Raw genomic sequence first — 15013 nt, 5'->3', positions numbered from 1 at the left:
GCGAGGACCCCGTTCCCCCAGCCCCGGAGGGCCCCCATGGCAGCCGAGCCGCGCCGCGCCGAGTCCGGCTTCGAGATCGAGCCGGTGTACGGCCCCGGGTCGCCGGCCGGCTGGGACGCCGAAGCCCGGCTGGGCCGGCCGGGGGAGTACCCCTTCACCCGGGGCGTCTACCCGACGATGTACACCGGCCGCCCGTGGACGATGCGCCAGTACGCGGGCTTCGGCACCGCCGCCGAGTCCAACGCCCGCTACCGGCAGCTGATCGCGGGCGGCGGCACCGGCCTCTCGGTCGCCTTCGACCTGCCCACCCAGATGGGCTACGACTCGGACGCGCCGCTCGCCGCCGGGGAGGTCGGCCGGGTGGGCGTCGCCGTGGACAGCGTCGAGGACATGGCGGTGCTGTTCGACGGCATCCCGCTCGGCGGGGTGTCCACCTCGATGACCGTCAACGCGCCCGCCGCGCTGCTCCTGCTCCTCTACCAACTGGTCGGCGAGGCCCAGGGGGTGGCGCCGTCGGCGCTCACCGGGACGGTCCAGAACGACGTGCTGAAGGAGTACATCGCCCGCGGCACCTACATCTTCCCGCCGGAGCCCTCGCTGCGGCTGGCCGCCGACGTGTTCCGCTACTGCCGGGCCGAGGTCCCGCGCTGGAACACCATCTCGATCTCCGGCTACCACATGGCCGAGGCCGGGGCCGATCCCGCGCAGGAGGTCGCCTTCACCCTGGCCAACGGCATCGCCTACGTCCGTACCGCGCTCGCCGCCGGGATGGCCGTGGACGACTTCGCCCCCCGGCTCTCGTTCTTCTTCGTGGCCCGCACGACCCTGTTGGAGGAAGTGGCCAAGTTCCGCGCCGCACGCAGGATTTGGGCCAGAATCATGCGGGACGGATTCGGCGCCAGGGACCCGCGCTCGCAGATGCTGCGCTTCCACACCCAGACCGCGGGGGTGCAGCTCACCGCCCAGCAGCCCGAGGTCAACCTGGCCAGGGTCACCGTCCAGGCGCTCGCCGCGGTGCTCGGCGGCACCCAGTCGCTGCACACCAACGGCTTCGACGAGGCGATCGCGCTGCCCACCGAGAAGGCCGCCCGGCTCGCCCTGCGCACCCAGCAGGTGCTCGCGTACGAGACCGACGTGACGGCCACCGTCGACCCGTTCGCCGGCTCCTACGCCGTCGAGTCGCTCACCGACGGGGTGGAGGCCGCCGCGCGGGCGCTGATGGACCGGATCGAGGAGCAGGGCGGCGCGGTGGCCGCGATCGAACGCGGCTACCAGAAGGGCGAGATCGAGCGCACCGCCTACCGGCTCCAGCAGGAGACCGACTCCGGGGAGCGGACCGTGGTCGGGGTCAACCGCTTCCGGTCGGACACGGAGGAGCCGTACCAGCCGCTGCGGGTGGACCCGGCGATCGAGGAGCGGCAGGCGCGGCGGCTGGCCCGGCTGCGGGCCGGGCGCTCGGCCGGCGCCGTCACCCGGGCGCTGGACGGGCTGCGCCGCACCGCCGAGGGGACGGGGAACGTGCTGTACCCGATGAAGGAGGCGCTGGCCGCCCGGGCCACCGTCGGCGAGGTGTGCGACGCGCTGCGCGGGGTGTGGGGGACGTACGCCCCGGTGGAGCGCTTCTGACCGCCAGCTGAACTGCCGTCAACCCGCCGGTGCCGTCAGGGGGGTTGGCGGCCGTGACCGCCGGCCCGGGGGATCGTTGCACAGGGCACGCAACCCGGGGAAGGCGGCTGAAACAAGATGTCATACCCACGTGTCCGGCCGGTATGCGCCCATCCGGGGACTAGTTTTCCGGAAGTCGGGCCAAATCCCCCCAACAGGCCTACGATTGGCGAGATGAACCGTCCTGAGCCCGCTCAGTCGGGCGCCACTCTGGCCGCCGTACGCCCCGCCGCCGATCTGCGCGACCGGGTCCGGGCGCTGGAGCCCGAGCTGATCGCCTTCCGTCGTGATCTGCACCGGCACCCGGAGCTGGGCCGCCAGGAGTTCCGAACCACCGGGCTGCTGCGCGACCGTCTGGTGGCCGCCGGCCTCGAACCCCGGGTGCTGCCCGGCGGCACCGGCATGCTCGTCGACATCGTCCCGCCCGGCACCACGCCGGGGACGGAGTTCCTGGCCTTCCGCGCCGACATCGACGCGCTGCCGATCGACGACGCCAAGACCGATGTGCCGTACCGCTCCACCGTCCCCGGCCGGGCCCACGCCTGCGGCCACGACGTGCACACCTCGGTGGTGCTCGGCACCGGCCTGGTGCTGGCGGAGGCCGTCCGCACCGGCGAGCTGCGCCGGCCCGTCCGGCTGGTGTTCCAGCCCGCCGAGGAGGTCATGCCGGGCGGTGCGCTGGACGTGATCAAGGCCGGCGGGATGGCGGGCGTCGGGCGGATCTTCGCGGTGCACTGCGACCCCAAGGTGGAGGTCGGCCGGATCGCGCTGCGGGTCGGGGCGATCACCTCGGCCTGCGACCGCCTGGTGCTCCACCTGGACGGCCCCGGCGGGCACACCGCCCGTCCGCACCTGACCACCGATCTGGTCACCGCGGTCGCCAGGATGGCCGCCGACCTCCCGGGCGCGCTGGCCCGCCGGATGGACCCGCGCTGGGGCGTCAGCCTGGTCTGGGGGCGGATCGCCTCCGGCTCCGCGCCCAACGTCATCCCGCAGCACGCCGAACTGGAGGGCACCGTCCGCTGCCTGGAGCTGGACGGCTGGCGCGAGGCGCCGGACCTGCTGCACGAGCTGATCGCCAAGGTGTCCGAGACCTACCGGGCCAAGTGGACGCTGGACTACCACCGCGGGGTGCCGCCGGTGGTCAACGAGGCGGTCTCGGTCGCGCGGTTGGACGAGGCGATGAACGCCCGCTTCGGCGCGGACGGGGCCCAGGTGGTCGAGGGAACCGAGCAGAGCCTGGGCGGCGAGGACTTCTCCTGGTACCTGGAGCACGCCCCGGGCGCGCTGGCCCGGCTCGGTGTCCGGGCGCCCGGCGACGCCACCGTCCGGGACCTCCACCAGGGCCGGTTCGACGTGGACGAGCGGGCGATCGGCATCGGGGTGGAGCTGTTCTCGGCGCTGGCCCTGGAGGCGGACGGCAGCTGACGGCGGGCTGGGCGCGGCGGAGCGGGGTGACGGTTCCGGGGGCGGCGCGGGTGAAGCGGAACGGTCGGATCCGGGGGGTCCGGAACGGTTCCGTAAACTGGGCCGCACCGACCTCGGATCACCGTCCGCGCATGGGATAGAGCCTCAGGAAGAACATCAGACCACGGTTTGATAACAACCCGAACGCTCTGGCACCCCGTAACACAACCGTGTTCTACGCGCGTTACGGTGGCGACCGACCACGCCAAACGGTTGCGTGTAGAAGGAGATATCCCCTTGCGCCGTTCAATGAAGCTCGCCGCGGTTGTGCTCTCGGGTTCCCTGGGCATGGCCTCGCTCGCCGCTTGCGGCGCAAAGAGCACCGACAACTCCTCCTCCGCCGGCTCGGGCGACGGTTCGCTCAAGGTCGGCATGGCCTACGACATCGGCGGCCGCGGCGACCAGTCGTTCAACGACTCCGCCGCCCGTGGCCTCGACAAGGCCAAGTCCGAGCTGGGCGTCTCCGTGACCGAGGCCGAGGCCAAGCAGGGCGAGGCCGAGGCCGACAAGGAGACCCGTCTCAAGAACCTGATCGACGCGGGCTACAAGACGATCGTCGCGGTCGGCTTCGTCTACCAGCCGGCCGTCAACAAGGTCGCCAAGGACAACCCGAACGTGAAGTTCGCGATCATCGACTCGAACGACAAGGACCAGCCGGCCAACGTCACCTCGCTGCTCTTCGCCGAGCAGGAGGGTTCGTACCTGGCCGGTGTCGCCGCCGCGAACAAGTCGAAGGCCAAGCACGTCGGCTTCATCGGCGGTGTGCAGTCCGAGCTGATCAAGAAGTTCGAGGCCGGCTACAAGGCGGGTGTGAAGTCCGTCGACCCGAACATCACGGTCGAGACCACCTACCTGAGCACCCCGCCGGACTTCACCGGCTTCGCCTCGCCCGACAAGGGCAAGGAGTCCGCCCAGGGCCAGCTCGACAAGGGCGCGGACGTCATCTACACCGCCGCCGGCTCCTCCGGCAACGGCGCCATCGAGGCCGTCGCCAACAAGCAGGGTGCCTGGGCCATCGGTGTCGACTCCGACCAGGCCAGCCAGCCGGCCCTGGCGAAGTACAAGAACAGCATCCTGACCTCGATGGTCAAGAACGTCGACACCGCGGTGTTCTCGTACGTCCAGTCGGTCAAGCAGGGCCAGACCCCGACCGGCATCAAGCTGTTCGACCTGAAGGCCGACGGTGTCTCGCTCGCCACCACCGGCGGCAAGATCGACGACATCCAGGACAAGCTGAAGGCCGCCGCCGACGCGATCAAGTCCGGCGCCACCACGATCCCGACCGCGCCGGCCGGCCAGTAAGGCCCGCGCGTCCCGGACGCCGCAGCGCCTGCCGCCTGCCCGGCAGCGCGACGCAACACGACACAGTTCACGGGAGGGGCCCGGCAGGGTGCGCTCAACGCGTACCCCCGGGCCCTGTTCCGTCTCCCCATGTTCCCCCTTGGCCCTCCCAGCGCAACGACGCGCCTCCAGACCACCAGGAGATCGCCATCACCGCATCCGACCCCGTCCCCCCGCGCGAGGACGGCACCCCCAGCGCGGGGACGGCGACACCGGCCGTCGAGCTGCGCGGCATCACCAAGCGCTTCCCGGGTGTCGTGGCCAACCACGACATCAACCTGACCGTCCGCACCGGCACCGTGCACGCCCTGATGGGTGAGAACGGCGCCGGCAAGTCGACGCTGATGAAGATCCTCTACGGCATGCAGAAGCCGGACGAGGGCACCATCGCGATCAACGGCGAGCTGTGCGAGTTCCACACCCCCGGCGACGCCATCTCCCGCGGCATCGGCATGGTGCACCAGCACTTCATGCTCGCCGACAACCTCACGGTGTGGGAGAACGTCGTCCTCGGCGGCGAGAAGCTCCACGGCATCGGCGCCAAGGCGAAGGCGAAGATCAAGGAGATCTCCGACCAGTACGGCCTGGGCGTGCGCCCGGACGCCCTGGTCGAGGACCTCGGCGTCGCCGACCGCCAGCGCGTCGAGATCCTCAAGGTGCTGTACCGCGGCGCCAAGATCCTGATCCTGGACGAGCCCACGGCCGTGCTCGTCCCGCAGGAGGTCGACGCGCTGTTCGACAACCTGCGGGACCTCAAGTCCGAGGGCGTCACCGTCATCTTCATCTCGCACAAGCTGCACGAGGTGCTCGCGGTGGCCGACGCGATCAGCGTCATCCGGCGCGGCACCACGGTCGGCGACGCCGACCCGAAGGCCGTCACCGCCCGCCAGCTCGCCGAGCTGATGGTCGGCGCCGAGCTGCCCTCCCCGGAGAGCCGCGAGTCGACCGTCACCGACACCGTGATGCTCGACGTCGAGGGCCTGCGGATCGCCAAGACCGACGCCGAGGGCATCGAGCGCGTCGTCCTGGACGACATCTCGCTGCGCATCCGCAAGGGCGAGATCCTCGGCATCGCCGGTGTCGAGGGCAACGGCCAGGCCGAGCTGGTCGAGGCCGTCATGGGCATGCTGACGCTGAACGCCGGCACCGTCACCCTGGACGGCAAGGACCTCTCCGGCACCCTGACCCGGGCCCGCCGCGAGGCCGGCATCGGCTACATCCCCGAGGACCGCCACAAGCACGGCCTGCTGCTGGAGGCCCCGCTCTGGGAGAACCGCATCCTCGGCCACGTCACCGAGGCGCCCAACTCCAAGGGCCTGCTGCTGGACCCGGCCGCCGCCCGGACGGACACCTGGCGGATCGTCGAGGAGTACGACGTCCGCACCCCCGGCATCGAGGTCACCGCGGCCTCGCTCTCCGGCGGCAACCAGCAGAAGCTGATCATCGGCCGCGAGATGAGCCACCAGCCCAAGCTCCTGATCGCCGCCCACCCCACCCGTGGCGTGGACGTCGGCGCGCAGGCGCAGATCTGGGAGCACATCCGGGTCGCCCAGCGGGCCGGCCTGGCCGTCCTGCTGATCTCCGCGGACCTGGACGAGCTGATCGGCCTGTCCGACACCATCCGGGTCATCTACCGCGGCCGCCTGGTCGCCGACGCCGACCCGGCCACCGTCACCGCCGAGGACCTCGGTACCGCGATGACCGGTGCCGCCAGCGGCCACCTGGAGTCCGAGCCGGAGGCCGTCGCCGAGGCGCAGGCCGTCGCGGCCGAGGGCACCGGGGCCGAGGCCGGGCACCAGCCCACCGACACCGCCGACGACCCGCAGGCGGGGGAGTAACCCATGACCAGTCCCAATCCCGCAGCCGCGAAGCCCGGCCTGGCCCAGCGGTTCAGCGGTGAGCGGATCGTGCTCGCGCTGGCGGCGCCGGTGCTCGCGGTCCTGCTCTCCGTGGCGATCTGTTCCGTCCTGCTGGCGACCTCGGGCAAGAACCCGTTCGACGCCTGGAACGTGATGCTCACGTACGCCAGCAAGTCGGACGGCCAGGTGGGCATCCTCAACCGGTCCACCACCTACTACCTGGCCGCCGCGGCCGCCGCGTTCGGGTTCCGGATGAACCTGTTCAACATCGGCGTCGAGGGCCAGTACAAGGTCGCGGCGCTGTTCGCGGCCTTCGTCGGCGCCAAGGTGGACCTGCCGGCCTTCGTCCAGATCCCGCTGCTGCTGGTCACCGCCATGCTGGTCGGCGGCCTGTACGCGAGCGTCGCCGGTCTGCTGAAGGTCTACCGCGGCGTCAGCGAGGTCATCTCGACCATCATGCTGAACTCGATCGCGACCGCGATCATCGGTCTGCTGCTCGTCCCCGGCATCTTCGCGCCGAAGACCAGCGGCACCACCAACTCGATCCAGACCGAGCCGATCTCGCAGTCCAGCCACTTCTTCGCGATGGAGACGGCCGGCGGGACGCTCTGGGGCTTCATCTTCGTCGCCGCCCTGGTCGGCGTGGTCTTCCAGTTCGTGCTGACCCGCACCCGCTTCGGCTTCGACCTGCGCGCCACCGGCCGCTCGGAGTCCGCCGCGACCGCCTCCGGCGTGAACGTCAAGCGCATGGTGGTCATCTCGATGGTCGTCTCCGGCGCCATCGCCGGTCTGATCGGCCTGCCGGAGCTCCTGCAGAACTCGCACTACTTCGGCCAGAGCTTCCAGCCCGGCCTGGGCTTCCTGGGCATCTCGATCGCCCTGCTCGGCCGGAACAGCCCGATCGGCATCGCCTTCGCGGCGCTGCTGTTCGCCTTCCTGGACGTCACCGGCTCGGTGCTGCCGCTCCAGGGCGGCTTCCCCTTCGAGATCGTCGACGTCATGAAGGGCACCATCGTCATCTGCGTCGTCGTCGCGTACGAGCTGGTGCGCCGCTACGGCCTGAAGCGCCAGCAGCAGAAGGTCGGCGCCCAGCTCGCCGCCCAGGCCGCCGCGACCAGTGAGAAGAAGGAGGTGTCCGCATGAGCACGGCTACCGCTGCGCGTGCGAAGGCGCCGGGCGCACCCGCGAAGAAGCGCAAGCTGTCCTGGCCGGTCGTCCTGCTGCTGATCGCGGGCGCCCTGGTGCTGTTCTCCGCCGTGGGCATGGCCACCGGCAACCACTCGCTGACCTCCTCCGGGCAGATCACCGCCGCGCTCGGCGCGGCCGTGCCGATCGGCATGGCCGGTCTGGGCGGTCTCTGGTCCGAGCGGGCCGGCGTGGTCAACATCGGTCTCGAAGGCATGATGGTCGCCGGCACCTTCTGCGGTGCCTGGGCGGGCTACCTGGTCAACCCGTGGGTCGGCCTGCTGGCCGGCATGCTGGGCGGGGCGCTCGGCGGCCTGCTGCACGCGGTCGTCACCGTCACCTTCGGCGTCGACCACATCGTCTCCGGCGTCGGCATCAACCTGCTGATCCCCGGCATCTGCGCGTACGTCAACCGGATCTACTACAAGGACTACGTCTCGGCCGGTGCCGGCCAGAACCAGTCCCCGCCGGCGGACCCGCTGCCGTACATCACCGTCCCGGGCCTGTCCTCCGGGCTGAAGAGCATCGAGAACCACCACTGGTTCCTGGTCTCGGACGTCGCGGGCGTGCTCGGCGGCCTGGTCACCAACATCTCGGTGGTCGTGCTGGTGGCCGGCGCGCTGATCGTGGTCAGCTACTTCGCGCTCTGGCGCACGGTGTTCGGCCTGCGGCTGCGCTCCTGCGGCGAGAACCCGACCGCCGCCGAGTCGCTGGGCGTCAACGTCTACAAGTACAAGTACCTCGCGGTCATCGCCTCCGGTGCCTTCGCCGGCCTCGGCGGGGCGTACCTCTCGCTGGTCGCGGCGCACTTCTACAAGGACGGCCAGACCCTCGGCCGCGGCTTCATCGGCCTCGCCGCGATGATCTTCGGCAACTGGATGCCGGGCGGCCTCGCCATGGGCGCCGGCCTGTTCGGCTTCACCGACAGCCTCCAACTGCGCGACCCGGAGTCGGTGCACGTGATGATCCTGATCGTGGGCATCGCGATGGTCCTGCTCGCGCTCTGGCACCTGTACCGCCGCAAGTACACCGCGACGGTGGCCTCCTTCGTGGTGGCGGCCGGCCTGATCGCCTGGTACTCGTTCACCGACGAGGTGCAGCGCCCGCTGATCGTCGCCACGCCGTACCTGATCACCCTGGTGGTGCTCTCGCTGGCCGCGCAACGACTGCGGATGCCGAAGGCGGACGGCCAGATCTACCGCAAGGGCCAGGGCAAGTGACCGCCGACGGGCCCGCGGCGCCGCCCGCGATCGACTGGGAGCTGCTGCGTTCGGCGGCGCGCGAGGCCATGGGCCGCGCGTACGCGCCGTACAGCAGGTTCCCGGTCGGCGCGGCCGCGCTGGTGGACGACGGCCGGGTGGTCACGGGCTGCAACGTCGAGAACGCCTCGTACGGGCTGGGGCTGTGCGCCGAGTGCGGGCTGGTGTCCGCGCTGCACTCCTCCGGCGGCGGCCGGCTGGTCGCCTTCACCTGTGTGGACGGCGCCGGCGAACTGCTGATGCCGTGCGGGCGCTGCCGCCAGCTGCTCTACGAGCACGGCGGGCCGGGGCTGCTGATCGAACTGGCCTCGGGCATCAAGCCGATGAGCGAGGTCCTGCCCGACGCGTTCGGGCCGGAACGGCTCTAGCCTCCCTTTCTGTTACGCGCGTAGAGTGTCGCGAGTGGGCCGGAACCCGGTCATCTCGCGACACTCTTCGCTTTTGAAACCCCTCTTGGAGCACGCATGGACGCCATCTCCGTCATCAGGACCAAGCGCGATCGCGGAGAACTGAGCGACGCTCAGATCGACTGGGTCATCGACGCCTACACCCGCGGCGAGGTCGCCGACGAGCAGATGTCCGCACTGGCGATGGCGATCCTGCTGAACGGCATGAAGCCGCACGAGATCAGCCGCTGGACCGACGCCATGATCCGCTCCGGCGTCCGGATGGACTTCTCCTCGCTGCCGCTGCCCACCAGCGACAAGCACTCCACCGGCGGCGTCGGCGACAAGATCACCCTGCCGCTCGCCCCGCTGGTCGCCGCCTGCGGCGCCGCCGTCCCGCAGCTCTCCGGCCGCGGTCTCGGCCACACCGGCGGCACCCTGGACAAGCTGGAGTCCATCCCCGGCTGGCGCGCCCTGCTCTCCAACGAGGAGATGATGGACGTGCTGGGCTCCGTCGGCGCGGTGATCTGCGCGGCCGGCGACGGCCTCGCGCCCGCCGACAAGAAGCTGTACGCGCTGCGCGACGTCACCGGCACCGTCGAGGCCATCCCGCTGATCGCCTCCTCGATCATGTCGAAGAAGATCGCCGAGGGCACCGGCGCGCTGGTCCTGGACGTCAAGGTCGGCTCCGGGGCGTTCATGAAGAACCTGGACGACGCCCGCGAACTCGCCCGCACCATGGTCGGCCTGGGCACCACCGCCGGGGTCAACACCGTCGCCCTGCTCACCGACATGTCCACCCCGCTCGGCCTCACCGCGGGCAACGCGCTGGAGGTCCGCGAGTCCGTCGAGGTGCTCGCCGGCGGCGGCCCGGCCGACGTCGTCGAGCTCACCCTCGCGCTCGCCCGCGAGATGCTCGCCGCGGCCGGCGTCCACGGCAAGGACCCGGCGGACGCGCTGCGCGACGGCACCGCGATGGACCACTGGCGCCGCATGATCGCCGCCCAGGGCGGCGACGTCGACGCCCCGCTCCCGGTCGCCCGCGAGCAGCACGTCATCCCGGCCCCCGCCTCCGGCGTGCTCACCACGCTGGACGCCTACGCGATCGGCGTCAGCGCCTGGCGCCTGGGCGCCGGCCGCGCCCGCAAGGAGGACCCGGTGCAGGCCGGCGCCGGCATCGAGATGCACGCCAAGCCCGGCGACACCGTGGTGGCCGGCCAGCCCCTGCTGACCCTGCACACCGACACCCCCGAGCGCTTCGACTACGCCGTCGAGGCCCTGGCCGACGGCATCGAGGTCGCCCCGGCGGGCACGGCCTTCACCCCGAACCCGATCGTCCTCGACCGCATCGCCTGAGCGCGGTCGTGAACGAGCCGCCCGCCGGTGCACCGGCGGGCGGCTCGACGTTTCTCACCGGTCAGGGGCGGCCGAAGATGTCGTGGGTGCCGATCCGGCGCCAGACGATGTGGGGCTCGCCGTGCTGGGGCGGGGTTCCGTAGCTGAAGGTCGCCCGGCCGTCCGGGGCCCAGGTCATCTCCCAGATGTCCGGGTGGCCCTGCATCCTCTTCACCCGCAGGCCGCGGCGGAAGCCCTGGCCGGCCCGGAGGTCGGCGACGAACTGGGCCACCGCGACCAGGAACGCGGTCTTCTGGGCAGCGGTCAGGCCCTTCCAGTCGCGCAGGAAGTGGGCCAGTGACTCATACGTCGGCACGGCGCTTGATCTCCCCCAGGTCGAGGCCGGCCTCGTCGGCGAGCGACTGCAGGAAGGAGTCCCCGTCCTGGAACATCTCGCCCCGCTCGCCCGCGGCGAGCGCCTCGTCGACCTCCTGCTCCTTCTCCTGCCAGGCGCCGCTCCAGAACCACGCCTGGTCGTCCGGGATGACGGAGGCGGGGGTCAGGACGATGCGGCCGTCCTCCACCGCGACCACCAACTGGTCGCCCTCCTGGAGGTCCAGCTGCTCTCTTATCTCCTGCGGGATGGTGACCACGCCCTTCTTCCGCACGGGCGTGGACACCAGGTGGGGGCGACGGCGGCGCTTGAGGTCTGCCATGGGGAAAGTCTACCTGGCGGAAAGTCTGCCCGGCTGCCTCGAACGCCGGGCGGTGGTGTGGGCCTGGCGGGTGGCGTAGAGGGTGACGGCGGCGGCGAGGGCCATGGCGGTGAGGCCGACGGTGGCGGCGCCGGGCCAGCCGGTGGCGTGGTAGGCGTCGGCGCCGAGGGTGCCGCCGAGGCTGTTGCCGAGGTAGTAGGCGATCAGGTAGAGGGCGGAGGCCTGGGCGCGGCCCTCGGTGGCGGTGCGGCCGACGGAGGAGGAGGCGGTGGCGTGGCCGGCGAAGAAGCCGGCGGTGATCAGGACCAGGCCGAGCAGGGCGCAGGTGAGGGATTCGGCGAGGGAGAGCAGCAGGCCGGCCGCGGTCACGCCGATGGAGACGTAGAGGGCGCCGCGCCGGCCGAGGCGGCCGGCGAGCCGGCCGGCCGCGGCGGAGGTGCCGGTGCCGACCAGGTAGACCACGAAGATCGAGGCGGCGATCGACTCCGGCAGGTGGAAGGGCGCGGCGATCAGCCGGTAGCCGACGGTGTTGTAGACCGCGCCGAACACCGCCATGAACAGCATGCCGAGCAGGTACAGCCGTAGCAGCAGCGGGTTGCGCAGGTGCCGTCCGACGGTGCGGGTGAGCGCGCGGGCGTCCACCGGGGCCGGGGTGAAGTGCCGGGCGGCGGGGATCAGCAGCCGGAAGGCGAGGGTGGCGAGCAGGGCGAGGACGGCGGAGGCGGCGAGGCCCCAGCGCCAGCCGAGTCCGGCGGCGGTCCAGCCGGAGAGCAGTCGGCCGCCCATGCCGCCGATGCTGTTGCCGGCCACGTACAGGCCCATCGCGGAGGGCAGGGCGCTGGGGTGGACCTCCTCGGCGAGGTAGGCCATGGCGGTGGCGGGGAGCCCGGCGAGGACGGCGCCCTGGAGGACCCGCAGGACGACGAGGGTGGTGAGGTCCGGCGCGAAGGGCAGGGCGAGGGCGAACGCGGAGGCGGCGAGGGTGGAGGCCGTCATCACCGCGGTGCGGCCGTACCGGTCGGAGAGCGCGCTGGCCGGGAGCAGCCCGAGGGCGAGGCCGAGGGTGGCGGCGGAGGCCGTCCAGCTGGCCTGGCCGGGGGTGAGGTCGAGGTCGGCCGAGAGGATCGGCAGCAGGCCCTGGGTGGAGTAGAGCAGGACGAAGGTCGCGACCCCGGCGGCGAACAGGGCGAGGTTGGCGCGGCGAAAGGCGCGCTGGCCGGGGCGGTGGCGGTCGTCGGCGGTGAGGGTGGTGGGGGCGGTGGCGGGGGCATCCGGGGTGGTCACGGATGCCCCGGTATCGGCGGGCTGCATGTCGTCGACCGTAGGCCTGTCGGCGTTGATGCGTCCAATGCATGAAGTGTGGATGATTGATGCACTGGCGTATCAGTCGAGGTGGTGCGGGGATGTCCGGTCCGGAATCGGTGGACGGCGGGGAACAGCGGTACCGGGTGGCCGAGTTGGGGCCGGAGGAGCCGGCCGTGCTGCTGGCGCCCCGGCTGGCCCGGTTCGCGGCGGTGGCCCGGCTGGAGCACGTGACCCAGGCGGCCGCGCTGCTCGGGGTGCCGCAGCCGACGCTGTCGCGCGCGGTGGCCGGGCTGGAGGAGGAGCTGGGGGTGGACCTGCTGGCCCGCCAGGGCCGTACGGTCCGGCTGACCAGGGCGGGCCGGCTGCTGCTGGCCTCGGTGGAGCGGGCGCTGGCCGAGCTGGAGCGGGGTGCGGAGGCGGCCCGGGCGGAGGCGGATCCGGCGGTGGGCCTGGTGGCCTTCGGGTTCCTGCACACGATGGGCCCGGACGCGGTGCCGGCGCTGCTGCGCGGCTTCCGAGCGGAGCACCCGCGGGTGCGGTTCCAGCTGGTGCAGGACTACGGCGCGGCGATGCTGGAGCGGCTGCGGGCCGGGGAGTTGGACCTCTGCCTGGTCGCGCCGCTGCCGGAGGACCCGGCGTTCGCCGCCCGGCCGCTGGACGAGCAGCGGCTGCACCTGGTCGTCCCGGCGGACCACCGGCTGGCCGGGCGGCGGCGGATCCGGCTGGCGGAGGTGGCCGAGGAGCCGTTCGTCGGGCTGGAGCAGGGGTACGGGCTGCGCGCGATCACGGACGGCTTCTGCGCGGAGGCCGGGTTCGTCCCCCGGCTGGCGTTCGAGGGGGAGGAGGCGGAGACGCTGCGCGGGCTGGTGGCGGCCGGGCTGGGGGTGGCGCTGCTGCCGCCGGCCCTGGTGCCGCGGCCGGGGGTGGTGGAGCTGGAGGTGACGGCGCCGCGGACCCGGCGGGCGATCGGGTTGGCCTGGGCGGCGGGGCGGCCGTTGGCCCCGCCGGCGCGGGCGTTCCGGGACTTCGTGCTGTCCCGGCGCGGGCGGCTGCTGCAGCACGACTGAGAACGCCGTCGTGCGGCAGGGCTGAGAATGCCGTCGTGCGACAGGACTGACGTCGTGGTGCGGCGCGACCGGGCCCGTCGCGGCGGCGGGTTGACGCTTTGGTGGATCGTATGGACCGGTCGGTGGAATTCCGGGTGGAGTTTGGACCATCCGGCGGTGTTCGCGGTGGTCGGTCTACGCGCGTAGGGGCTATATTTCCGCAATGGAACAGCAGATCCCCGTCACCACCGCGGGCACCGGCCCGCGCATCCCCACTCCCGACCAGATCCGCCGCGCGCCGAAGGTCCTCCTGCACGACCACCTGGACGGCGGGCTGCGCCCGGAGACCGTGGTCGAGCTGGCCGCCGCCTGCGGCTACCAGGGCCTGCCCACCGCCGACCCCAAGGAGCTCGGCGAGTGGTTCCGCGAGGCCGCCGACTCCGGCTCGCTGGTCCGCTACCTGGAGACCTTCGCGCACACCTGCGCCGTGATGCAGACCCGTGAGGCGCTGATCAAGGTCGCCGCGGACTGCGCCGAGGACCTGGCCGCCGACGGCGTCGTGTACGCCGAGGTCCGCTACGCCCCCGAGCAGCACCTGGAAGCCGGACTGAGCCTGGACGAGGTCGTCGAGGCCGTCCAGGAGGGCTTCCGCCTCGGCGAGGCCAACGCCCGCGCGGCCGGCCACCGGATCCGCGTCGGCACCCTGATCACCGCGATGCGGCACGCCGCCCGCTCGCAGGAGATCGCCGAACTGGCCAACCGCCACCGGGACTCGGGCGTCGTCGGCTTCGACATCGCCGGTGCCGAGGCCGGCTACCCGCCCACCCGCCACCAGGCCGCCTTCGACTACCTCAAGGGCGAGAACAACCACTTCACCATCCACGCGGGCGAGGCCTTCGGCCTGCCGTCGATCTGGGAGGCCCTGCAGTGCTGCGGCGCCGACCGGCTCGGCCACGGCGTGCGGATCGTCGACGACATCACGGTGGGCGAGGACGGCACGGTCGAGCTCGGCCGGCTGGCCGCGTACGTGCGCGACAAGCGCATCCCGCTGGAGATGTGCCCGACCTCCAACATCCAGACCGGCGCCGCCGCCTCGTACGCCGAGCACCCGATCGGGCTGCTCAGCCGGCTGAAGTTCCGGGTCACCGTGAACACCGACAACCGGCTGATGAGCGGCACCAGCATGAGCCGGGAGTTCGGCCACGTGGTGGACGCCTTCGGCTACACCCTGGGCGACCTGGAGTGGTTCACGGTGAACGCGATGAAGTCCGCGTTCCTGCCCTTCGACGAGCGGCTGGCGATGATCAGCGACGTGATCAAGCCGGGCTACGCCGAGCTGAAGGCGGAGTGGCTGTTCAGCGCGGGCACCGGCGGCAACTGAGCCTCCGGGGCGCGGCGCCCCGGCGCGCGCCGGTCGGATGAACTCCAGGCTCCTGCAAGGGGGTTGGT

At 72.0% G+C, this 15013-nt stretch carries 13 protein-coding genes; 10 read left to right on the top strand and 3 right to left on the bottom strand.

Translation table 11 applies throughout. The features are described 5' to 3' along the window. The first annotated feature begins 36 nt into the window (after nucleotides 1-36). The 8 genes from ACFVXH_RS37330 to ACFVXH_RS37295 all read left to right on the top strand — a co-directional run bounded on the left by ACFVXH_RS37330 (nucleotide 37) and on the right by ACFVXH_RS37295 (nucleotide 10518). Nucleotides 37-1626: a methylmalonyl-CoA mutase gene (locus ACFVXH_RS37330; protein WP_387830569.1), complete on the top strand. Its 1590-nt coding sequence runs from the start codon at nucleotides 37-39 to the stop codon at nucleotides 1624-1626. 213 nt (nucleotides 1627-1839) lie between these two features. Beyond that, nucleotides 1840-3093, top strand: a complete 1254-nt coding sequence (locus tag ACFVXH_RS37325; protein WP_079272373.1) for an amidohydrolase — start codon at nucleotides 1840-1842, stop codon at nucleotides 3091-3093. A gap of 276 nt (nucleotides 3094-3369) precedes the next feature. Next, nucleotides 3370-4434: a BMP family protein gene (locus tag ACFVXH_RS37320; RefSeq protein ID WP_074003916.1), complete on the top strand. Its 1065-nt coding sequence runs from the start codon at nucleotides 3370-3372 to the stop codon at nucleotides 4432-4434. A 350-nt stretch (nucleotides 4435-4784) separates the two neighbouring features. Next, a complete protein-coding gene (locus ACFVXH_RS37315; protein ID WP_117491764.1) occupies nucleotides 4785-6311 on the top strand; it encodes an ABC transporter ATP-binding protein in 1527 nt (508 codons plus the stop codon). 3 nt (nucleotides 6312-6314) lie between these two features. Next, nucleotides 6315-7475, top strand: a complete 1161-nt coding sequence (locus ACFVXH_RS37310) for an ABC transporter permease (protein ID WP_387830567.1) — start codon at nucleotides 6315-6317, stop codon at nucleotides 7473-7475. Then, nucleotides 7472-8737 (top strand): ABC transporter permease, encoded by a 1266-nt coding sequence (locus ACFVXH_RS37305; RefSeq protein WP_074003914.1) that lies wholly within the window; start codon nucleotides 7472-7474, stop codon nucleotides 8735-8737. Before ACFVXH_RS37310 ends, ACFVXH_RS37305 begins: the two co-directional genes overlap by 4 nt. Beyond that, nucleotides 8734-9144, top strand: a complete 411-nt coding sequence (locus ACFVXH_RS37300; protein WP_049649192.1) for a cytidine deaminase — start codon at nucleotides 8734-8736, stop codon at nucleotides 9142-9144. The genes ACFVXH_RS37305 and ACFVXH_RS37300 overlap by 4 nt, the downstream gene beginning before the upstream one ends. 96 nt (nucleotides 9145-9240) lie before the next feature. After that, a complete protein-coding gene (locus ACFVXH_RS37295; protein ID WP_387830564.1) occupies nucleotides 9241-10518 on the top strand; it encodes a thymidine phosphorylase in 1278 nt (425 codons plus the stop codon). 61 nt (nucleotides 10519-10579) lie between these two features. Here ACFVXH_RS37295 and ACFVXH_RS37290 read toward each other — a convergent pair whose 3' ends face one another. From ACFVXH_RS37290 to ACFVXH_RS37280, 3 genes are read right to left on the bottom strand one after another with little or no spacing between them, the layout of a single operon-like run. Further along, entirely contained in the window at nucleotides 10580-10873 is a 294-nt protein-coding gene (locus ACFVXH_RS37290) for a hypothetical protein (protein WP_387830562.1), read from the bottom strand. Next, nucleotides 10860-11213 (bottom strand): AbrB/MazE/SpoVT family DNA-binding domain-containing protein, encoded by a 354-nt coding sequence (locus tag ACFVXH_RS37285; RefSeq protein WP_380745525.1) that lies wholly within the window; start codon nucleotides 11211-11213, stop codon nucleotides 10860-10862. The genes ACFVXH_RS37290 and ACFVXH_RS37285 overlap by 14 nt, the downstream gene beginning before the upstream one ends. Nucleotides 11214-11222: 9 nt before the next feature. Then, nucleotides 11223-12524: an MFS transporter gene (locus ACFVXH_RS37280; RefSeq protein ID WP_387830560.1), complete on the bottom strand. Its 1302-nt coding sequence runs from the start codon at nucleotides 12522-12524 to the stop codon at nucleotides 11223-11225. 92 nt (nucleotides 12525-12616) lie between these two features. Here ACFVXH_RS37280 and ACFVXH_RS37275 point away from each other — a divergent pair, with 92 nt between their 5' ends. Then, nucleotides 12617-13585 (top strand): LysR family transcriptional regulator, encoded by a 969-nt coding sequence (locus ACFVXH_RS37275; RefSeq protein ID WP_082345153.1) that lies wholly within the window; start codon nucleotides 12617-12619, stop codon nucleotides 13583-13585. A 202-nt stretch (nucleotides 13586-13787) separates the two neighbouring features. Next, nucleotides 13788-14945, top strand: a complete 1158-nt coding sequence (locus ACFVXH_RS37270) for an adenosine deaminase (RefSeq protein ID WP_380782244.1) — start codon at nucleotides 13788-13790, stop codon at nucleotides 14943-14945. Nucleotides 14946-15013 lie beyond the last annotated feature (68 nt).

The sequence above is a fragment of the Kitasatospora sp. NPDC058184 genome, assembly GCF_042883725.1.
GTDB lineage: Bacteria > Actinomycetota > Actinomycetes > Streptomycetales > Streptomycetaceae > Kitasatospora.
Note: the sequence above shows the minus strand (reverse complement) of the source record. Positions and strands in the feature narration are given on the sequence as shown.

Bases quoted from the DNA above. Each gene is read 5' to 3' on its own strand.
- ACFVXH_RS37315 (WP_117491764.1), top strand. From the start codon at position 4,785: ATGGGTGAGAACGGCGCCGGCAAGTCGACGCTGATGAAGATCCTCTAC.
- ACFVXH_RS37295 (WP_387830564.1), top strand. From the start codon at position 9,241: ATGGACGCCATCTCCGTCATCAGGACCAAGCGCGATCGCGGAGAACTG.
- ACFVXH_RS37270 (WP_380782244.1), top strand. From the start codon at position 13,788: ATGGAACAGCAGATCCCCGTCACCACCGCGGGCACCGGCCCGCGCATC.
- ACFVXH_RS37325 (WP_079272373.1), top strand. From the start codon at position 1,840: ATGAACCGTCCTGAGCCCGCTCAGTCGGGCGCCACTCTGGCCGCCGTA.
- ACFVXH_RS37280 (WP_387830560.1), bottom strand. From the start codon at position 12,524: ATGCAGCCCGCCGATACCGGGGCATCCGTGACCACCCCGGATGCCCCC.
- ACFVXH_RS37310 (WP_387830567.1), top strand. From the start codon at position 6,315: ATGACCAGTCCCAATCCCGCAGCCGCGAAGCCCGGCCTGGCCCAGCGG.
- ACFVXH_RS37285 (WP_380745525.1), bottom strand. From the start codon at position 11,213: ATGGCAGACCTCAAGCGCCGCCGTCGCCCCCACCTGGTGTCCACGCCC.
- ACFVXH_RS37305 (WP_074003914.1), top strand. From the start codon at position 7,472: ATGAGCACGGCTACCGCTGCGCGTGCGAAGGCGCCGGGCGCACCCGCG.
- ACFVXH_RS37330 (WP_387830569.1), top strand. From the start codon at position 37: ATGGCAGCCGAGCCGCGCCGCGCCGAGTCCGGCTTCGAGATCGAGCCG.
- ACFVXH_RS37275 (WP_082345153.1), top strand. From the start codon at position 12,617: ATGTCCGGTCCGGAATCGGTGGACGGCGGGGAACAGCGGTACCGGGTG.